The sequence below is a fragment of the Streptomyces sp. NPDC004539 genome (genome assembly GCF_040610055.1).
In the GTDB taxonomy this organism is placed as follows: Bacteria; Actinomycetota; Actinomycetes; order Streptomycetales; family Streptomycetaceae; genus Streptomyces.
Map to the genome: position 1 here is coordinate 305,722 of NZ_JBEXLS010000008.1, position 18,381 is coordinate 324,102.

At 72.9% G+C, this 18,381-nt stretch carries 18 protein-coding genes and 1 riboswitch; of the genes, 10 read left to right on the forward strand and 8 right to left on the reverse strand.

Annotated elements, in window-relative coordinates:
- The first annotated feature begins 56 nt into the window (after nt 1-56).
- The 3 genes from ABZX85_RS19480 (at nt 57) to ABZX85_RS19490 (ending at nt 4,333) form a co-directional block, all read left to right on the forward strand.
- Nucleotides 57-1,325 (forward strand): DUF2690 domain-containing protein, encoded by a 1,269-nt coding sequence (locus ABZX85_RS19480; protein WP_355869675.1) that lies wholly within the window; start codon nt 57-59, stop codon nt 1,323-1,325.
- 737 nt (nt 1,326-2,062) lie between these two features.
- On the forward strand, nt 2,063-3,052 hold the full coding sequence (locus ABZX85_RS19485; protein ID WP_355869678.1) for a malate dehydrogenase: 990 nt from the start codon (nt 2,063-2,065) through the stop codon (nt 3,050-3,052).
- 135 nt (nt 3,053-3,187) lie between these two features.
- Complete coding sequence (locus ABZX85_RS19490; protein WP_355869681.1) at nt 3,188-4,333, forward strand: DUF5954 family protein; 1,146 nt, start codon at nt 3,188-3,190, stop codon at nt 4,331-4,333.
- A gap of 153 nt (nt 4,334-4,486) precedes the next feature.
- Here ABZX85_RS19490 and ABZX85_RS19495 read toward each other — a convergent pair whose 3' ends face one another.
- Nucleotides 4,487-5,926 carry an MFS transporter gene (locus ABZX85_RS19495; protein WP_355869974.1) on the reverse strand — a complete coding sequence of 480 codons (1,440 nt, stop codon included), beginning with the start codon at nt 5,924-5,926 and terminating at the stop codon, nt 4,487-4,489.
- A gap of 130 nt (nt 5,927-6,056) precedes the next feature.
- Here ABZX85_RS19495 and ABZX85_RS19500 point away from each other — a divergent pair, with 130 nt between their 5' ends.
- Nucleotides 6,057-6,980 carry a LysR family transcriptional regulator gene (locus tag ABZX85_RS19500; RefSeq protein WP_355869684.1) on the forward strand — a complete coding sequence of 308 codons (924 nt, stop codon included), beginning with the start codon at nt 6,057-6,059 and terminating at the stop codon, nt 6,978-6,980.
- 274 nt (nt 6,981-7,254) lie between these two features.
- Here ABZX85_RS19500 and ABZX85_RS19505 read toward each other — a convergent pair whose 3' ends face one another.
- Together ABZX85_RS19505 and ABZX85_RS19510 are read right to left on the reverse strand one after the other, a co-directional pair.
- Nucleotides 7,255-7,974, reverse strand: a complete 720-nt coding sequence (locus ABZX85_RS19505; RefSeq protein ID WP_355869686.1) for an isocitrate lyase/phosphoenolpyruvate mutase family protein — start codon at nt 7,972-7,974, stop codon at nt 7,255-7,257.
- On the reverse strand, nt 7,974-8,486 hold the full coding sequence (locus tag ABZX85_RS19510; RefSeq protein ID WP_355869688.1) for a carboxymuconolactone decarboxylase family protein: 513 nt from the start codon (nt 8,484-8,486) through the stop codon (nt 7,974-7,976). Before ABZX85_RS19510 ends, ABZX85_RS19505 begins: the two co-directional genes overlap by 1 nt.
- A 102-nt stretch (nt 8,487-8,588) precedes the next feature.
- Between ABZX85_RS19510 and ABZX85_RS19515 the strand changes: the two genes are divergently transcribed.
- Nucleotides 8,589-10,163 carry a PLP-dependent aminotransferase family protein gene (locus ABZX85_RS19515; protein WP_355869691.1) on the forward strand — a complete coding sequence of 525 codons (1,575 nt, stop codon included), beginning with the start codon at nt 8,589-8,591 and terminating at the stop codon, nt 10,161-10,163.
- A gap of 16 nt (nt 10,164-10,179) precedes the next feature.
- On the opposite strand, the gene ABZX85_RS19520 is transcribed toward ABZX85_RS19515, so the two are convergent.
- The 3 genes from ABZX85_RS19520 to ABZX85_RS19530 are packed head-to-tail and all read right to left on the reverse strand — an operon-like array spanning nt 10,180 to nt 12,313.
- Nucleotides 10,180-10,659, reverse strand: coding sequence for a dihydrofolate reductase (locus ABZX85_RS19520; protein WP_355869694.1), 480 nt, complete (start codon nt 10,657-10,659; stop codon nt 10,180-10,182).
- A complete protein-coding gene (locus ABZX85_RS19525; protein WP_355869697.1) occupies nt 10,656-11,453 on the reverse strand; it encodes a thymidylate synthase in 798 nt (265 codons plus the stop codon). Before ABZX85_RS19525 ends, ABZX85_RS19520 begins: the two co-directional genes overlap by 4 nt.
- A gap of 11 nt (nt 11,454-11,464) precedes the next feature.
- Nucleotides 11,465-12,313: a hypothetical protein gene (locus ABZX85_RS19530; protein WP_355869977.1), complete on the reverse strand. Its 849-nt coding sequence runs from the start codon at nt 12,311-12,313 to the stop codon at nt 11,465-11,467.
- A gap of 136 nt (nt 12,314-12,449) precedes the next feature.
- Here ABZX85_RS19530 and ABZX85_RS19535 point away from each other — a divergent pair, with 136 nt between their 5' ends.
- A complete protein-coding gene (locus tag ABZX85_RS19535) occupies nt 12,450-12,812 on the forward strand; it encodes a hypothetical protein (protein WP_355869700.1) in 363 nt (120 codons plus the stop codon).
- A 12-nt stretch (nt 12,813-12,824) separates the two neighbouring features.
- A complete protein-coding gene (locus tag ABZX85_RS19540; protein ID WP_355869702.1) occupies nt 12,825-14,009 on the forward strand; it encodes a glutathionylspermidine synthase family protein in 1,185 nt (394 codons plus the stop codon).
- Here ABZX85_RS19540 and ABZX85_RS19545 read toward each other — a convergent pair.
- Nucleotides 13,999-14,718 carry a MerR family transcriptional regulator gene (locus ABZX85_RS19545; protein WP_355869705.1) on the reverse strand — a complete coding sequence of 240 codons (720 nt, stop codon included), beginning with the start codon at nt 14,716-14,718 and terminating at the stop codon, nt 13,999-14,001. The genes ABZX85_RS19540 and ABZX85_RS19545 overlap by 11 nt on opposite strands.
- A gap of 104 nt (nt 14,719-14,822) precedes the next feature.
- On the opposite strand from ABZX85_RS19545, the gene ABZX85_RS19550 reads away from it, so the two are divergent.
- The gene (locus ABZX85_RS19550; RefSeq protein WP_355869708.1) at nt 14,823-15,002 is read left to right on the forward strand and encodes a hypothetical protein; all 180 of its coding nucleotides are present in this window, start codon (nt 14,823-14,825) and stop codon (nt 15,000-15,002) included.
- A gap of 4 nt (nt 15,003-15,006) precedes the next feature.
- Nucleotides 15,007-15,096, forward strand: a riboswitch (ZMP/ZTP riboswitch).
- Between the two features lie 37 nt (nt 15,097-15,133).
- Nucleotides 15,134-16,579, forward strand: a complete 1,446-nt coding sequence (locus ABZX85_RS19555) for a glycine hydroxymethyltransferase (RefSeq protein WP_355869711.1) — start codon at nt 15,134-15,136, stop codon at nt 16,577-16,579.
- Nucleotides 16,580-16,598: 19 nt separating this feature from the next.
- On the opposite strand, the gene ABZX85_RS19560 is transcribed toward ABZX85_RS19555, so the two are convergent.
- Nucleotides 16,599-17,252 (reverse strand): hypothetical protein, encoded by a 654-nt coding sequence (locus ABZX85_RS19560; RefSeq protein ID WP_355869714.1) that lies wholly within the window; start codon nt 17,250-17,252, stop codon nt 16,599-16,601.
- A gap of 99 nt (nt 17,253-17,351) precedes the next feature.
- On the opposite strand from ABZX85_RS19560, the gene trpS reads away from it, so the two are divergent.
- Nucleotides 17,352-18,365 carry a tryptophan--tRNA ligase gene (trpS, locus tag ABZX85_RS19565; RefSeq protein ID WP_355869717.1) on the forward strand — a complete coding sequence of 338 codons (1,014 nt, stop codon included), beginning with the start codon at nt 17,352-17,354 and terminating at the stop codon, nt 18,363-18,365.
- Nucleotides 18,366-18,381 lie beyond the last annotated feature (16 nt).

Sequence of the window (18,381 nt, forward strand, 5' to 3'; positions counted from 1 at the left end):
GGCGCGGAACCGGACTAACGTCTCTGAACGGGACGGACTGTCACTGGGGGGACGCGATGTCTGGTTGGAGCGCTCTGCCGGACGAACTCGATCCGAGGGCCGCGGAGCTGGTCGTCCACATGCGGCGTTCCGTCGACCGCAGCGGGCTGAGTCTGACGGCCCTCGCCGAGCGCACCGGCTACAGCCGCACCTCCTGGGAACGCTTCCTGGACGCCCGGCTCCTCGCGCCCCGCCGCGCCATCGACGCCCTCGCGGAGGCGACCGACACCTCGCCGGTCCACCTCACGACCCTCTGGGAGCTCGCCGAACAGGCGTGGAACCGGCCGCGGCCGACGCCGAACGATCGGGCGACCACCCAACTCCGGGTGCCGCCGGCCGCGTTGCCGGTGAGGGAGGTGGGCGGGCCGACGGAGGGGAACTCGTGGGGGCTGGCGGGGTACAAGGGGCCGTCGAGGGCGGGGGGTTCGGCGGCGGCTGCTGCGGCTGGGGCGGCGTGGGTGGTTTCGGCGGGGGGTGGCTCGGGGGGAGATGCTGGGGGTGCCGGTGCAGGGGGTGGTCCGGCGGCTGTGGGGGCCGCCTCGAAGGATGCGGCTGCGGACGGGAGTTCGGCACCGGGCGCTGTCAACTCGACGTCGGCCGCCCTCAACTCCACGCCGGGCGCTCTCAACTCGACGCCGGGCGCATTCGACTCCGCACCGGCCGCTCCCAACTCCGTATCGTCCGCCGTCAACTCCGCGCGGGACGACGTCAACTCACCTCCAGCAACCCTTGACTCACCCCCGGCCACCCCCACCCCTCCCCCCACCGAGACGCATACGCCCCCCAACACCCCCCGCACCGCCCGCCGTTGGCTCACCTTCGCCCTCGCCGCCCTGACCGCCCTCACCCTCGCCGGCACCGCGTTCCTCCTCACCGACAGCGGCCCCGCCCGTACCCCGGTCGCCGCCAATTCCCCCTCCCCGTCCGCCAGTCCCCGTATCGCCCTGCCTCCCGGCGTGAAGTGCAGCGGTGCCGCCTGCGGCGGCAAGGACGCGGAGGCGATGGGCTGCGGCGGCGACCTCGTGACGACCGCGGAGAGCGCGACCGTCGCCGGGCGGCGGGTCGAGGTGCGGTACAGCAGGACGTGCGCGGCGGCCTGGGGCCGCGTCCTCCAGGCCGGGCCCGGGGACGTCGTCCAGGTCCTCGCCGGGAAGGCCCGGCAGCGCGGGGACGTCACCGTCGCGGGGGACACGAGCGCGTACACCCCGATGGTGGCGGTCCGAACGGCTGCTGAGGCCCAGGCGTGCGTGGTGCTGGCGTCGGGGGAACGGGGCTGCACGGGCTGACTCACCGAGCCCGACGTCCGCCTTGCCGCAACTTGGCGGCTGTCTCGCCGAGCCCGGCGTCTGCTTTGCCGGAACCTGGCGGCTGTCTCGCGGAGCCCGGTGTCCGCCTCGCCGCAATCTGGCGTCTGTCTCGCCGCACTCGGCGTCTGGTTCGCCGCGTCCTGGCGTCAGCCCTACCGCACCCGGTACCTGCTTCGCCGCACCCGGTACCTGCTTCGCCGCACCCGACGTCTGCCTTGCCGGGCCCGGCGTCCGCCTCGTCGCAACCTGCCGCCTGCCTCGCTGCACCCGGTGTCTGCCTCGCCGCGTCCCTGCGTCCGCTCCACCGCACCCGGTGTCCGCCTCGCCACAACCTGGCACCTGCCTCGCCGCCCCCAACGTCCACCTCACCGCCCCCGGCATCCACCTCACCGCCCCCGATACCCGCCCCGCCCCCCCCCCATGTTTGCCCCGCCACCCCCGGGGCACCCGGACACCAACCCCTAGGGAGCCGGCCACCCAGTCGGCGTTCCCGCTCTGGCGACCGCCGGTCACACCTCTCCCGGACCGGCGGTCGCCGTTTGTGGCGGCGCGCCCCGGAGCCCTCGCCCCACCCCTGTGTGCTGATCCACACACCCCCCCGACCCCCGCCCCCCGGATGCGCGATAGCCTGGCCCGCGGATTCTCTTGATGCCGAGAGATCGATCAAACGCCCGGGGCAGGGACGCCCCACCGCCAGCTGTCATACGGAGAACGCCATGACCCGCACTCCCGTGAACGTCACCGTCACCGGCGCGGCCGGCCAGATCGGTTACGCCCTGCTCTTCCGCATCGCCTCCGGCCAGCTGCTCGGCGCGGACGTGCCGGTCAAGCTCCGCCTCCTGGAGATCACCCCGGCGCTGAAGGCCGCCGAGGGCACCGCCATGGAGCTGGACGACTGCGCGTTCCCCCTGCTCCAGGGCATCGACATCTCGGACGACCCGAACGTCGCCTTCGACGGCACGAACGTCGCCCTCCTCGTCGGCGCCCGCCCCCGCACCGCCGGCATGGAGCGCGGCGACCTGCTCTCCGCGAACGGCGGCATCTTCAAGCCGCAGGGCAAGGCCATCAACGACCACGCGGCGGACGACGTCAAGGTCCTGGTCGTCGGTAACCCCGCGAACACGAACGCGCTCATCGCCCAGGCCGCCGCCCCGGACGTACCGGCCGAGCGCTTCACCGCGATGACCCGCCTCGACCACAACCGCGCGCTGACGCAGCTCGCGAAGAAGACCGGCACCACGGTCGCCGACATCAAGCGCCTCACCATCTGGGGCAACCACTCGGCGACCCAGTACCCGGACATCTTCCACGCGACCGTCGCCGGCAAGAACGCGGCCGAGGTCGTCAATGACGAGCAGTGGCTCGCCGACGACTTCATCCCGACCGTCGCCAAGCGCGGCGCGGCCATCATCGAGGCCCGTGGCGCCTCCTCCGCCGCGTCCGCCGCGAACGCCGCGATCGACCACATCCACACCTGGGTCAACGGCACCGCCGAAGGCGACTGGGTCTCCATGGGCATCCCGTCCGACGGTTCGTACGGCGTCCCGGAGGGCCTCATCTCCTCCTTCCCGGTCACCGCGAAGGACGGCGTGTACGAGATCGTCCAGGGCCTGGAGATCAACGACTTCTCGCGTGCCCGCATCGACGCCTCCGTGAAGGAGCTGGAGGAGGAGCGCGAGGCGGTCCGCGCCCTCGGCCTCATCTGATCCCCGGTCCGTGATTGACCGTTTCTGATCGAACCTCAGCCCCTGAGTGACCGAAACGTCGCTCAGGGGCTGTCGTTTTCGGGCCTCCTGAGAGATCGGGGTCTGCACCCCGTCCCACTCGGGCACGGTACGTTCATGACCGATTACCAGGACAACCATCCGGCGTACCTCACGTTCCGGATGACCGTCCCGGACAGCCCGATCGCCCGGTTCGCGGACCAGGAGGCGTGGCAGGCGCGGGACCGGTACCCGAAGGTGATGGGGCTGGGGCTGCCGGAGTTCCTGCACATGGCGGAGTGCGAGACGGGCGGCTGGGAGGCCCTCGGGTACGGCAGCGTCACCCCACAGGGCTCACGGGACTCCCTCGGCTCCTACTTCCGGATGCAGGCGAAGGCCGCCGACGACGCGGGCGACGAGAAGGCGCGCCGCAAGTGGATGGTCGCGGCGAAGCGGATGGACCGCGAGGTGGTCGACGACCTCACCGTGCAGGGCCGGCGCTACCGCATCGTCCGGGTCTGCCGCTTCCTGCGGATGGGCCAGGGCGGCCCCGAACCGCCCCGCCCCTCCGACCGGGACAGCCCCGAGGTCGGCGGCCACGACGTCCCGACCCCGAAGGACAAGGGGCACGTCGTCGACGTGTTCTCCTGGACGGGCCTGTCCGAGGGCATCCTCAAGATGGAGCTGGTCGACTTCGTCAACGCGCGCGAGGCCGACACCCCGGAGGGGTACGAGGACTCCCGCCGGGCCCGGCGCGAGTACCCCGGCGGGGTGCTGATGCCGCCCGTCTTCACCGTCTCCGAACGCCGCGACGGCACCTGGGGCGCCTTCAACATCGCCAGCTCCTACCCCACCGCGCAGGGCGCCCGCGACGCCCTCTCCACCTGGCTGCGCCTGCACGGGCCCTGGGAACTCGGGCTGGACGCCGCGAAGAAGGCCGAGTGGGCCGCGCTCGCCGACCGCCTCGACGAGACCCGGGGCAACGCGCTCGTCGTGGACGGCGTCCGCTACCGCGTCACCCGCGTCGAACGCCTCGTCCGCATGGGCCCCGACGGCCCCGAACCGCCCCGCCCCTCCGACTACGACCCCGAGGAACCCACCGACGTCCAGGCCCAGCGCCTCAAGGACGAGGGCCTCTGGAGCGACGAGGACGACGAGGGCGACGACACCCCTCTCGACCCCGAGGCCGGCGCCCGCATCGACGCCTACCGCAAGCTCTGGGAGGAGGAACGCGCCCGCAAACGCGCCTGGCGCAAGGCCCGGGGGATGCGCGACCTGGACTGAGGAGGGGGAGGGGGAGGGGGACGGCGCGGGGGTGGACCGGTCCGAGAATGCTCCGGGAATGCTCCGGACGACGATGTCGACCCGGTTCCTCGGAGCCGCTCGGGCCGCCGGAGCCGCTCGGGCCGCCCCCTCAACCCAGTTCGGGCCGCCCCCTCACCCCTGCTCCGGCCGCCCCCTCAACCCCGCCACGACCACCCCCGTCAGCACCAGCACCGCGACCCCCACGACCCGCAGTGCCGAGCCCATCCCGGACGCCAGGTCGGGCCGGCCCGCCAGTACCGTCCCCGAGACGGCGACCCCGAGGGCCGCCCCGATCTCCCGGGCGGACGTCCCGAGCCCGGAACCGAGCCCCGCCTGACGCGCGGGCAACGACGTCGCCACCCCCAGCGTCAGCGCCGGCATCGCCAGCCCCGTACCCGCCGAGATCGTCAGCAGCCAGCCCGCGTACAGCGGATACGGCGTCCCCGCGTCCGCCGTCGACGTCCCGAGCAGCCCGAGCCCGATCAGCGCGAGCCCCGCGCCGACCACCGGCCTCGGGTGCGCCGTCCAGCGCGCGGCGAACTTCGGCACGAGCGCCATTCCGACGATCACGGGGAGGATCGCGACGCCGGTGACGCCGGGGCCGTACCCCTTGACCTCTTGCAGGTACTGCGAGTTGACGAAGAACAGCGCGAACAGGCCGAAGAAGCCGGTGGCGAGCCCGAGGACGGTGGCGCGCAGGCGGGGGGAGCGGAAGACGCGGGGGTCGAAGAGGGGCGCGCGGGGGGCCGGGGTGGCGGACGGGGCGGCCGTCCGGTCCCTGCCCGAGACCGCCCGAGCCGCCCGCAGCGACCGCCACCCGAACGCCCACACCAGCCCCGCCCCCACCCCGAACGCCGCCAGGATCACCGGGGACGTCCAGCCGTGTCCGGGGCTCTCGATGATGCCGAAGAGGACGGCGACGAGGCCGGCGGTGAGCAGGAGGGTGCCGAGGGGGTCGAGGGAGTTGCCGGGGGAGCGGGGGGTGCGCGGGGTCGAGAGGGCGACCGCGAGGGCGAGGAGCCCGGCCAGCGGGACCATCGCCGCGAACAGCGCCCGCCAGCTGAGGAACTGGCCCACCAGTCCGCCCCCGAGGTTCCCCGCCATCCCGCCCAGCCCGATCGCCAGCGTCCACGACGCCATCGCCTGCGCCCGCCGCGCGGGACCCGCGAGGTGGACGACGAGGGACATGGTCGCCGGGGTGATCAGCGCCGCCCCGGCGCCGGAGATCCCGCGCCCGGCGATCAGCAGAGCCGGCACCGGCGCGCAGGCGCTCACCCCGGCCCCGACGGCGAACAGCCCGAGCCCGGCGAGCAGGGCGCCCTTGCGGCCGTACCGGTCGCCGAGGGCCCCGGCGGGGATCAGCAGTCCGGCGAAGGCGATGACGTACGCGTCGACGGTCCAGAGGATCTCCGTGCGGGAGGGTCCCAGGTCCGAGGCCGCGAGCTGCGGGATGAGGAGGTTGATCGCGGCGACCATGCTCTGCGCGACGAGGACGCAGGCGCACAGCGCGAGGAGGGTGGAGCGCTTCAGGGCGGGCTCTGCGGGCTCTGCGGTGGCCGTCGTCTTCGGCAGCGGACGGTTTCGGGTGGGCGAGGGCACGGCTCCTCCAGGGAGCTGGGCGGTGTGGGATTCCCGGTCGGCGGGCCCTTTCACCGTAGGCTCGGAGTGACCTGCTTTCCAGTGCAACCTTTGCAAGGGATGAGTGCGTGTGACGCAATCCGCGGCTGTCGACCTGAACCTGCTGCTCGCGCTGGACGTCCTGCTGGAGGAGCAGAGCGTCCAGGGGGCCGCCCGGCGCCTGCACCTCTCCGAGCCCGCGATGAGCCGCACCCTCGGCCGTATCCGTACGGCCCTCGGTGACCCGGTGCTGGTCAGGGCGGGCCGCCGGATGGTGCCGACACCCCGCGCGCTCGCCGTCCGCGCGGAGGTGAGCGCCGTCGTGGAGCGGGCGCGCGCCCTGTTCACCCCGGCGGAGTCGGACCTCGGCACCGTCACCCGTACGTTCTCGATCCTCGGCCACGACGCCATAGCGGCCACCCACGGCCCCGCCCTCCTCGCCCGCGCCGCCACCGAGGCGCCCGGCATCCGGCTGCGCTTCCTCAGCGAGAGCCACCTCGACGCGCCCTTCCTCCGCGAGGGCACCGCCGACCTCGAAGTGGGCGTCATCGACGGCACATCACCGGAGGTCCGCAGCGAACTCCTCGTCGAGGACCGCATGGTGGGCGTGGCCCGCGCCGGACACCCCCTGTTGGAAGGCGAGCTGACCCCCGAACGCTTCGCCCTCGACGCCGACCACCTCATCGTCTCCCGGCGCGGCAGACTCCACGGCCCCGTCGACACCGCCCTCGCCGAATTCGGCCTCCAACGCCGCGTCGTATCCACCGTCGGCTCCCTCCCCTCCTCCCTCTTCATCCTCCGCGACACGAACCTGATCGGCCTGAACACGGCCTGGGGCCTACCCCTGGCCCGAACCCTGGGCCTGGCCCACTTCGAAGTCCCTTTGCCGCTCCCCCCGTTGAGACTGGGCATGGCCTGGCACCCAAGACACGACGCGGACCCGGCACATGCGTGGCTGCGGGGGTTGGTGAGGGAGGCGATCACAGGGGGTACGACCACGATGGCTTAGGGCGCGGGGCTGTGTCGATGTGCGGCTACCGCCGCGTGGGCGCGACAAGCCACGACGGTGCCGCACTAACCGTCCGGCGGCCACCAAGTCCTTTAGGGGCGCGGGGAACTGCGCGACAAGCCACGACGCACCCGCACCCGTTGACGCACCATCCGCCCCCAAACAAAGAGGGCGCCCCCGGACAAGTACAGGTCCGTCCAGGGGCGCCCTCACGGAGAGCCGGAACAGCGGGCGGGCCGAAATCGAGAGCGGCTTGCCCGGTCCACCGTCCCGGCTAGGGCACGAGGCGCACGGCGATCTCCCGCAGCGCAGCGACCCCGCACCGTTGCAGCCCGGGACCGAAGGTCACGCGGGTGGCTCCCAGCGCGCCCAGGTCGGCGGGCGTGGGACCGTCCACCGGGTCTCCCAGCACATTGACCGGCCCCTGGATACCCGCACGCAGCAACGGCAGCGTGACGGGCGGCGCGAGGATCGGGTACACGCAGTCCGCACCGGCCGCCACATACCGCGCGGCCCGCGCGATCGCCGCCTCCGGAGAGACGACCCCGCGTACGAAGGTGTCGATGCGCGCGTTGACGAACAGGCTCCCGTCCGCCTCCGCCACCACCTCCGCGAGCCAGTCGGCGTGTGCGTGCGGGTCCTTGAGGACTTCCCCACGTGAGTCCTCAAGGTTGCACCCCACGACACCCGCCTCCAGAAGCCGTTCCACCAGCTCCTTCGGCGCCAGCCCGTACCCGTCCTCGACATCCGCCGACACAGGGACGTCCACGGCACGCGCGATCCGCGTCACCGCCGCGAACATCTCCTGGGCCGGGGTCTTTCCGTCCGCGTACCCGAGCGAGGCCGCCACCCCGGCGCTCGGCGTCGCCAGCGCCGGGAAACCCGCGTCCGCGAACACACCCGCGCTCACCGCGTCCCAGGCACCGGCGAGGACGAGCGGATCGTCCAGCCGGCGCCGGTGATGCAGCGCGCGGAACTCTTCGGCCTTGCCCATCACGCGTCACCGGGCTGGTAGTGGCCCGCGACCATCCGCGTGGTGATCCCGATCCGGTTCCACGCGTTGATGACCGTGACGACCGAGATCAGCTGCGCCAGCTCGTCCTCCCCGAACAGCAGCGCCGCCCTCCCGTACACCTCGTCCGACACCCCGCCGTCCGGCAGCCGGGTCATCGCCTCCGCCAGCGCGAACGCGGCGATCTCGCGCTCCGTGTAGAAGTGCCGGGACTCCTCCCACACGGTCAGCTGCATGAGCCGTTCGAAGCTCTCGCCGTCGGCCAGCGCGTCCTTGCTGTGCATGTCGACGCAGAACGCGCACCCGTTGATCTGCGAGACCCGCACCTTCACGAGATGCCGCAGCCCCGGCTCCACGCCCCGCTGAGCCGCCGCGTCGAGCCGCACCAGCGCCCGGTAGACCTCCGGCACCCGCTCCGCGAGCACCATCCGGGGGCAGTGCGCCGACATCGCGTCCTCGCCCGCCTTCGCCCGCTCCCGCTCCGCTGTGCTCATGCCACGACCCTAAAATCCAGGCAGCCCACGGATCTGGTCCATTCCCGGACCGAAAACGTGGGCCAATCGAGCGGCATTCGAGTGCGGAGGGGGAGACCGGGGATGCGCGAGCCGGACAGAACCGGGCGGACGGACGGCACCGGGCGGGCGGTCGGCGCCGGAGCGGGGGAGCCGGACCCCGTCGTCACCACCGGCCTCGCCGGCATCCCCACGTCGGAAGCGGTCCCCGTGTACGACGGCCCTGGCGCCGAGGAGCCGGACGAACCGCAGGACACGCCCGCCACCCGCCCCGCCGGCCCCGCCGGGACGACCCTCGGCGTGGACCTGCACCTCGTGCCCACCGGCCCGCATCTGCGCCGGGGACTCACCGACGCCCTCCGGGAGGCCGTCCGAGGGGGCCGGCTCGGCCCCGGCACCCGGCTGCCGTCGTCCCGCAGCCTCGCCGCCGACCTCGGGATCGCCCGCAACACCGTCGCCGACGCGTACGCCGACCTCGTCGCCGAGGGCTGGCTCACCGCCCGGCAGGGCTCGGGGACCCGGGTCGCGGAACGGGCCGTGCCGCCGCGCGAGGTGCGGGGCGGGGGGCGGCGCCGGGAGCCCGGCCGGCCCCGGTACAGCCTGCTGCCGGGCAGCCCCGACCTGTCCGCGTTCCCCCGCGCCGAGTGGCTGAAGGCGGCCCGCCGCGCGTTCACCGCGGCGCCGAACGACGTCCTCGGGTACGGCGACGCGCGCGGCCTGCCCCGGCTGCGGGCCGTCCTCGCCGACTACCTCGCCCGCGTCCGGGGGGTGCGCACCGACCCCGAGCACATCGTCATCTCCACCGGGTTCGCGCACAGCCTGCGCGTCCTCGGGGAGCTCCTGCACGGGCGGGGTGTGCGCACGCTCGCCGTCGAGTCGTACGGCCTCCCGCCGCACTGGGCGATCCTCGAACACGCCGGCCTCACCACCGCGCCCCTCCCGTACGACGCCGACGGCACCCGCGCCGACCGGTTGCCGCCCGACGCCGGCGCCGTCCTCCTCACCCCCTCCCACCAGTTCCCGCTGGGCGTCGCCCTGCACCCCGAACGCCGCGCCCAGGCCGTCGACTGGGCGCGGCGCACGGGCGGGCTGATCCTGGAGGACGACTACGACGGCGAGTTCCGGTACGACCGTCAGCCGGTCGGCGCGCTCCAGGACCTCGCCCCCGACCACGTCGTCTACCTCGGCACCGCCAGCAAGTCCCTCGCGCCCGGGCTCCGCCTGGCCTGGCTGGTCCTGCCCCCTGCCCTCACGGCGGAGGCGACCCGCCTGGGCGGCGCGCAATCGGCGAGCGTCCTGGAACAGCTGACCCTCGCCGAGTTCATCGAATCAGGCGCCTACGACCGCCACGTCCGCGCCTCCCGCCTGCGCTACCGGCGCCGCCGGGACGACCTGGTGGCCGCCGTCACCGCCCATGCCCCCGACGTCCGCGTCACCGGCATCGCCGCCGGCCTCCACGCCGTCCTCAGCCTCCCCGCCGGCACCGAGGACTCCGTCATCCACGCCGCCGCCTGGCAGGGCCTCGCCCTCTACGGCCTCTCCCGCTTCCGCCACCCCACCGTCCCCACCACCCAGGACGCCCTGGTCGTGGGCTACGGCACCCCGTCGGACCACACGTGGCCCACGGCACTGGCGGCACTGTGCAGGGTGCTGCCCTAGCGGGGGCCGGACGGGTCTAGCGGGTGAACTCCCTGATCCGGTAGCGCAGGTTCGATGTGGAGGTCAGCCAGTCGCCGTCCCGGGTGACCTGCCACGACTCGTCCAGTTCGGGGGCGTACGTGTCGCCGGGGATCTCCGCGTCGATCTCTGTCACGGACAGGCGGGTCGCGTGGTGCAGGGCCGCTCGGTAGATCTCGCCGCCTCCGATGACCCAGGGGTCGTCCCCGGCGAGGCTGAGGGCCTCGGGGAGCGAACCCGCGCGGGTGGCGCCCTCGGACGTCCAGTCAGGGGTGCGGGTGATCACGATGTTGCGGCGGCCGGGGAGGGGGCGGAAACGCGGGGGGAGGGAGTCCCAGGTGCGGCGGCCCATGATGACCGGGTGGCCCAGGGTGGTGGCCTTGAAGTGGGCCATGTCCTCGGGCAGCCGCCAGGGGATGGTGTCGGCGGCGCCGATGACGCCGCTGAGCGTCTGCGCCCAGATCAGGCCGACGTTCACACCGCCACCGGGGCCTTGATGGCGGGGTGGTGCTTGTAGTCGACGACCTCGACGTCGTCGTACGTGTAAGCGAAGAGGGAGGCGGCCTCGTGCAGCTTCAGCCGAGGGAAGTCGAGGGGGGTGCGGGAGAGCTGCTGCGTGACCTGGGTGACGTGGTTGTCGTAGATGTGGCAGTCCCCGCCGGTCCAGATGAAGTCACCCGGTTCCAGGCCCACTTGCTGCGCGACCATGTGCGTCAGCAGCGCGTAGCTCGCGATGTTGAAGGGGACGCCGAGGAACAGGTCGGCGCTGCGCTGGTACAGCTGGCAGGAGAGCCTGCCGTCCGCGACGTAGAACTGGAAGAACGCGTGGCAGGGGGCGAGCGCCATCTCGGAGAGCTGGGCGACGTTCCACGCGGAGACGATCATCCGGCGGGAGTCGGGGTCCTTGCGCAGCGTCTCCAGGACCTCGCTGAGCTGGTCGATGTGGTGCCCGTCCGGCGTCGGCCAGGAGCGCCACTGGACGCCGTACACCGGGCCCAGCTCGCCGTCCGCGTCCGCCCACTCGTCCCAGATCGTGACGCCGTTCTCCTGGAGCCACTTCACGTTCGAGTCGCCCCGCAGGAACCACAGCAGCTCGTACACGATCGACTTGAGGTGCACCTTCTTGGTGGTGATCAGGGGGAACCCCTGCGCGAGGTCGTAGCGCAGTTGGTGCCCGAAGACACTCCGGGTACCGGTGCCCGTCCGGTCGGCCTTGGCCGTCCCGGAGTCGAGCACGCGTCGCAACAGGTCTTCGTACTGGGTGTCCGCCACGTCGGCCGAGTTTACTGGGGCGACGGCGACGCGGACGTGTCCCCCTCCGGCGCCTCCCCGAACCGCGCCAGCGCCAGCGCCCCCACCACCGCCACCGCGAACCCCAGCACCGCGAGCCACCCGAGCCCCTCCCGGGTCCGGTCCCCGAGCCAGACCACCCCCACGGCGGCGGGCCCGACGGTCTCCCCGATCACCATCCCGGCGGTCGCGGCGGTCACCGACCCCCGCTGGATCGCCGAGGTGAGCAACAGGAACGCCGCACCCCCGCCCAGCAGCAGCCCGTACGACGCCGGATTCCCGAACAGCGACGCGGGCCGCAGCGAGTCGATCAGCCGCACCCCCACCTCGACCACCCCGAACCCGAACCCCGCCCCGAGCCCCAGCGTCAGCGCCCGCCCCCGCTCCGGCAGCCGCCCCCCGCAGAGCCCGAGCAGCAGAATCGCGACGGCGGCCCCCAGCACCGCCCACCGCAGCGCGTCCGACCCGGTCCGCGACCCCTCCGCCCCGGAGGCCAGCCCCAGCATCGCGAGCCCCGCGCACACCACCGCGACCGCCGCCCACTCCGTCCGGCTCAGCCGCACCCGCAGCATCCGCGCCGCCACCACCGCCGTCACCGCGAGGCTCGCCGCGAGCGCCGCGCCGACCGCGTAGATCGGCACCGACCTGAGCGCGAGCACCTGGAACACGAACCCCAGCCCGTCGAGCCCGAGCCCCGCGACGTACCGCCACCGCCGCACGGCCCGCAGCAGCAGCGCCGCCTCCCCGCCACCCGGCTCGGCCGCCGCCGCTTCCCTGGTGGCCACCGCCTGCCACACCGTCGCCGTACCGAAACAGACCGCAGCGGCCAGCGCGCACACCATCCCAAACATCACAAACGGACTGTAGGGGGGTGCTCTCCACAGGGGGCAGCCGCACACCGACTCTCACCGATCTCTAGGCTGACACCCGAACGCATGGCCTAATACGACAACAGTACGACAACGGGGAGAGCAGGACATGGCGGACACACCCAGAAGACTTCGCTCGGGCACGGTCGTCCTCGGCGGCGTCGGCATCCTCGCGGTGGCCCTCACCGCGTGCTCGTCCGACGCGGACAAACGCTGCGTCGACCGCAACAGCTACAACGCGGCGAAGGGCTACAAGGTCGTCGCCGACCGGAACTGCAAGTCGACCAAGAGCGTCTCGTCGTCGGCCTGGTACTACGGCGGCAAGAAGAGCGGCTCGTGGGTGGAGGACGGCTCCTTCCGGCAGTCCCGCTCGGGCTCCGGCGGTTCGTCGAGCACTTCCGGCGGCAGCGGCGGCGTCGACCGGGGCGGTATCGGCGGCAGCGACGGCGGCCACGGCAGCTCCGGCGGCTGAGCCGGAGACGCCGTGATACGCCACACCATCACGCCCCGCCCGGACTGGCAGCGGACCGTCGAGGAACAGGGCCTCGTCTACCCGCTCGCCCGGCACGCGGACGGCGAGCTGCGCCCGTACTGGGACGAGAGCGCCTACTACTCCTTCACCCTCGACGAGGTCGAGACCCTGGAGGAGACCGTCGAGGAGCTGCACCGCATGTGCCTCGCGGCGGCGGACCACATCGTCTCCGCGAACCGCTTCCCCGACCTCGGCATCACCGACCCCCGGGTCGTCGCCGCCGTCGCCGAGTCCTGGCACCGCCGCGCCGAACTCCCGTCCGTCTACGGCCGGTTCGACCTGCGCTACGACGGCACCGGCCCGGCGAAGATGCTGGAGTACAACGCCGACACCCCGACCTCCCTGGTCGAGGCGGCGTCCCCCCAGTGGTTCTGGATGGAGGACCGCTTCCCCGGCGCCGACCAGTGGAACTCCCTCCATGAACGCCTCGTCGCCGCCTGGAAGAAACAGGGCGACCTGCTGCCGCCCGGCAGCCCCCTGTACTTCGCGCACTCCACGGCCGACGAACTCGGCGAGGACCTGATGACCGTCGCCTACCTCAAGGAGACGGCCGAACAGGCGGGCCTCGCCACCGACTGGCTCCCCGTCGAGGACATCGGCTTCGACCGGCTCTCCGGCCGCTTCGTCGACAACAAGCTCCGGTTCATCAGGAGTTGCTTCAAGCTCTACCCCTGGGAGTGGTTGACGACGGACCGCTTCGGCTCCCACGTCCTCGACACCCTCGACAACGGCGGCGGCACCGGCAGCACCCTGTGGATCGAGCCCGCCTGGAAGATGCTCCTCAGCAACAAGGCGCTGCTGGCGGTCCTCTGGGAGCTGTACCCCGGCCACCCCAACCTCCTCCCCGCCTACCTCGACGGCCCCCGCGAGCTGGCCGGGACGGCGGGGTACGTCTCCAAGCCGCTCCTGGGCCGCGAGGGCGCCGGAGTCGCCGTCCACCGGCCTGGCGCCGACCCCGTCGTGCGCGAAGAGCCCTGCTGCTACCAGGAGTTGGCGCCCCTGCCCGCGTTCGACGGGAACCACGTCGTGCTGGGGGCGTGGACCGTCGAGGGGGAGTCGGCGGGGCTCGGGATACGGGAGTCGGCGGGGCTGGTGACGGACGAGTACGCGCGGTTCGTCCCGCACCTCATCCGCTGAGACCGGGGTCGAGGCCGGTGCCGGGGACGGTGCCGGCGTCGAGGTAGGCGTGCAGCGCCGCCGAAGCCCTGAGGCGTTCGAGGCTCCGGCGGTGCACGTCGGCCTCCCGCAGGGCGAGTTCCGCGCGGAGGCCGTCGGTGTCGCCGTGCTCGCGGAGGGCCGTCAGCAGCGGGGCGACGGCGTCGAGGCGGTGGTGGGTGCGGCGCAGGAGGGCCACGAGCTGGGCGGCGCGGACCTCCGCGCGCGGGTAGCGGCGGTAGCCGGTGCCGGGCTCCCGCACCGGCCGCAGCAGCCCCCGCTCCTCCCACAGCCGCAGCACCGGGGGCCGGACGCCGACGACCAGGGCCGCCTCGCCGATCCGCAGGGCGCGCTGTCCCTCGTACGCGTCGAGAGCGCCGTCGGACAGGGCCGCCCGGACGGCCGACAGCTCCGCGCGTTCGCGGTCCAGGGCCGCGTGGCTCGCGTCCAGGGCGGCGAGGGCGGTGGGGAGGTCGCCGGTGTGGAGCGCGCGGAGGGTGGTGCGGGCGGTGGGCCAGCCGTGGCCCGCGGCCATCGCGCGCAGGGTGCGGAGGGCGTGGAGGTGGGTCTCGGTGAAGGCGCGGTGGCCGGAAGGGGTGCGGGGGACCGGCGGGAGGACGCCCGCGGCGACGTAGTTGCGGACCTGCTGGGTCGAGATCCCCGCCGCGCGGGCCAGAGCGGCCGTACGCAATCGACCCTCACCCCCGTTTGAGACTTTTCGGGCACCCTGTCATGGTGACCGGTCGTATTTGTTGCCCAAGTCTCACATAGCACTTCAGTGAAAAAATTGACCCCATGAGATTCGTTCTGGAAGTCACCGTCGACCCCGAACGCCCCGTCGAGGAACTCGGCCGGGCCCTGCGCTACTGGGGCGGGAACCTGCACCACTACGACCTGAAACCGGGCGACGGATCGCCCGTGTACGACTCCGCGTACCGCGAGGTGGGCCACTGGCGGATCGAGGCCACCGGGTAGGCTGACCGAGGGCCGTGACTGGCGCGCTGGGATGGGACGGACCATCGGGGAGCGGCCCGGGAAAGACCAAGAGCCGTGCGCCTGGGCCGAACCTGAACACCGAACGCCGTAGCCCTACGTCCGGAGGTCTCATGTCCGAGCCCCTCTCCACCCAGTCCACCGCCTTCCGCGCCGCCCTCGACGTCATCCGCGCGGTCGAGCCGCGCGTCGCCGACGCCATCGGCCAGGAGGTCCACGACCAGCGCGAGATGCTCAAGCTGATCGCGTCCGAGAACTACGCCTCCCCGGCGACCCTCCTGGCCATGGGGAACTGGTTCAGCGACAAGTACGCCGAGGGCACGGTCGGCCGCCGCTTCTACGCCGGGTGCCGCAACGTCGACACCGTCGAGTCGCTCGCCGCCGAGCACGCCCGCGAGCTGTTCGGCGCCCGGCACGCGTACGTCCAGCCGCACTCCGGGATCGACGCCAACCTCGTCGCCTTCTGGGCCGTCCTCGCGGACCGGGTCGAGGTGCCGTTCCTCGCGAAGACCGGCGTCCGCCAGATCAACGACCTCTCCGAGGCGGACTGGGCCGAGCTGCGCAACGCCTTCGGCAACCAGCGGATGCTCGGCATGTCCCTCGACGCGGGCGGCCACCTCACCCACGGCTTCCGGCCCAACATCTCCGGCAAGATGTTCGACCAGCGCTCCTACGGCACCGACCCGGCGACCGGGCTCATCGACTACGACGCCCTGCGCGCCCAGGCCCGCGAGTTCAAGCCGCTCATCCTCGTCGCCGGGTACTCCGCGTACCCCCGGCTGGTGAACTTCCGCGTCATGCGGGAGATCGCGGACGAGGTCGGCGCGACGCTGATGGTCGACATGGCGCACTTCGCGGGCCTCGTCGCGGGCAAGGTCCTCACCGGCGACTTCGACCCGGTCCCGCACGCCCAGATCGTCACGACCACCACCCACAAGTCCCTGCGCGGCCCCCGGGGCGGCATGGTCCTGTGCGACGACTCCCTCAAGGACCAGGTCGACCGGGGCTGCCCGATGGTCCTCGGCGGCCCCCTCCCGCACGTCATGGCCGCCAAGGCGGTCGCCCTGGCGGAGGCCCGCCAGCCCTCCTTCCAGGACTACGCCCAGCGCATCGTCGACAACTCGCGCGCGCTCGCCGAGGGCCTGACGCGGCGCGGGGCGACCCTGGTCACCGGCGGCACCGACAACCACCTCAACCTCATCGACGTCTCCACGTCCTACGGCCTGACGGGCCGCCAGGCGGAGGCGGCCCTCCTCGACTCCGGCATCGTCACGAACCGCAACGCGATCCCGGCCGACCCCAACGGCGCCTGGTACACCTCCGGCATCCGCATCGGCACCCCCGCCCTCACGACCCGCGGCCTCGGCACCGCCGAGATGGACGAGGTGGCCGCCCTGATCGACCGCGTCCTGACGGCCACGGAGGCGGGCACCACCAAGTCCGGCGCGCCCTCGAAGGCGGCCCACGTCCTCGACGAGAAGGTCTCCCAGGAGATCGCCCAGCGCGCGACGGACCTGGTCCAGGGCTTCCCGCTGTACCCGGAGATCGACCTGGGCTGAGCGGCCCCTCACCACTCGACTACAGCTCGATCAGCTCCTGACGAGGCTCCTCGCGCGGCGGTCCGGCACCACGCCGGCCCGCCGCGCGGCGTATCAGCAGCGTCCCGCAGACCCCCAGCACCACCCCCACACCCCCCGGAACCGCCCACCGGGCCACGCCTTCGTGCGAGTCACCCGGGCTGTCGGCCTGCTCCGGCCCCCCGGCCCACCGCTCGTACGCCCCCCGGTCCACCCGATGCCACCGCACGTCGTCGTCCTCGACGACCGGCGACACGTCCCGCCGCACCCACGGCGTCCCGTCCGCCGCCACGACCAGCTGGTCCACGACCTCCATCGCGACGTCCCCGCCGGGCGCCCGCGAGGTCTGCGGCCACCCCCCGACCCCGGTCAGCCCCCACACGACGGTGAGCCGCACGGCGGGATACCGCCCCTCGCCCCAGGCGGAGGGCACCGGCACGGTCCCCGTGTACGTCGGCTCGAACAGTTCCCAGAGCCGGTCGAACCGCTCCTCGCCGGACCGCACGGCCGAGGCCCGCCCGGACGTCCCGTCGATCACCACGGCCGTGTCCGGCACCTCGGCGGCGGCGGATGCGGAGGCGGACGGCCCCGCCCACAGCGCCGGCAGCACCGCGCACACCCCCAGCACCCGAACCCTGGTCCCCCGCTCCGGCATCGTCGCCGCCCCCTCTCCCCACCCCCTTCGTACACCCCCGCCCGCGTTTCGTCCCCCGCCCGTTCCGAACCGCCCCCCGGAACCTGAGACAATGGACCCATGGCCTCTGCTCGACCCCGTGTGCTCTCCGGCATCCAGCCCACCGCCGGCTCGTTCCACCTCGGCAACTACCTCGGCGCGGTGCGCCAGTGGGTGGCGCTCCAGGAGTCGCACGACGCGTTCTACATGGTCGTCGACCTGCACGCGATCACGATCCCGCAGGACCCGGCGGAGCTGCGGGCCAACACCCGCCTCGCGACGGCACAGCTGCTCGCGGCCGGGCTCGACCCGGAGCGCTGCACGCTGTTCGTGCAGAGCCACGTCCCGGAGCACGCGCAGCTCGGGTGGGTGATGAACTGCCTGACCGGCTTCGGCGAGGCGTCGCGGATGACGCAGTTCAAGGACAAGTCGGCGCGCCAGGGCGCGGAGAGCGCGACGGTCGGCCTGTTCACGTACCCGATCCTCCAGGTCGCGGACATCCTGCTGTACCAGGCGAACGAGGTCCCGGTCGGCGAGGACCAGCGCCAGCACATCGAGCTGACGCGCGACCTGGCCGAGCGGTTCAACGGCCGCTTCGGCGAGACGTTCACGATCCCGAAGCCGTACATCCTCAAGGAGACGGCGAAGATCTACGACCTCCAGGACCCGACGGTCAAGATGAGCAAGTCGGCGTCCACGCCGAAGGGCCTCATCAACCTCCTGGACGACCCGAAGGCGACCGCGAAGAAGGTCAAGAGCGCCGTCACCGACACCGACACGGTCGTCCGCTACGACCCGGCGGAGAAGCCCGGCGTCAGCAACCTCCTGACGGTCTACTCGACGCTGACCGGCAAGAGCGTCGCCGACCTGGAGGCGGAGTACGAGGGCAAGATGTACGGCGCCCTCAAGACGGACCTCGCGGACGTCGTCGTAGATTTCGTGACCCCCTTCAGGGAGCGCACCCAGCAGTACCTGGACGACCCGGAGACGCTGGACTCGATCCTCGCGAAGGGCGCGGAGAAGGCGCGCTCCGTGGCCGCCGAGACCCTCGCGAGCACGTACGACCGGGTCGGCTTCCTCCCCGCGAAGCACTGAGCGCGCACCACCGCAG

What these genes read in the sequence shown, in the direction of transcription:
- ABZX85_RS19480 (WP_355869675.1), top strand. Translation starts at nt 57, where the DNA reads ATGTCTGGTTGGAGCGCTCTGCCGGACGAACTCGATCCGAGGGCCGCG.
- ABZX85_RS19485 (WP_355869678.1), top strand. Translation starts at nt 2,063, where the DNA reads ATGACCCGCACTCCCGTGAACGTCACCGTCACCGGCGCGGCCGGCCAG.
- ABZX85_RS19490 (WP_355869681.1), top strand. Translation starts at nt 3,188, where the DNA reads ATGACCGATTACCAGGACAACCATCCGGCGTACCTCACGTTCCGGATG.
- ABZX85_RS19505 (WP_355869686.1), bottom strand. Translation starts at nt 7,974, where the DNA reads ATGGGCAAGGCCGAAGAGTTCCGCGCGCTGCATCACCGGCGCCGGCTG.
- ABZX85_RS19510 (WP_355869688.1), bottom strand. Translation starts at nt 8,486, where the DNA reads ATGAGCACAGCGGAGCGGGAGCGGGCGAAGGCGGGCGAGGACGCGATG.
- ABZX85_RS19515 (WP_355869691.1), top strand. Translation starts at nt 8,589, where the DNA reads ATGCGCGAGCCGGACAGAACCGGGCGGACGGACGGCACCGGGCGGGCG.
- ABZX85_RS19530 (WP_355869977.1), bottom strand. Translation starts at nt 12,313, where the DNA reads ATGGTGTGCGCGCTGGCCGCTGCGGTCTGTTTCGGTACGGCGACGGTG.
- ABZX85_RS19535 (WP_355869700.1), top strand. Translation starts at nt 12,450, where the DNA reads ATGGCGGACACACCCAGAAGACTTCGCTCGGGCACGGTCGTCCTCGGC.
- ABZX85_RS19550 (WP_355869708.1), top strand. Translation starts at nt 14,823, where the DNA reads ATGAGATTCGTTCTGGAAGTCACCGTCGACCCCGAACGCCCCGTCGAG.
- ABZX85_RS19555 (WP_355869711.1), top strand. Translation starts at nt 15,134, where the DNA reads ATGTCCGAGCCCCTCTCCACCCAGTCCACCGCCTTCCGCGCCGCCCTC.
- ABZX85_RS19560 (WP_355869714.1), bottom strand. Translation starts at nt 17,252, where the DNA reads ATGCCGGAGCGGGGGACCAGGGTTCGGGTGCTGGGGGTGTGCGCGGTG.
- trpS (WP_355869717.1), top strand. Translation starts at nt 17,352, where the DNA reads ATGGCCTCTGCTCGACCCCGTGTGCTCTCCGGCATCCAGCCCACCGCC.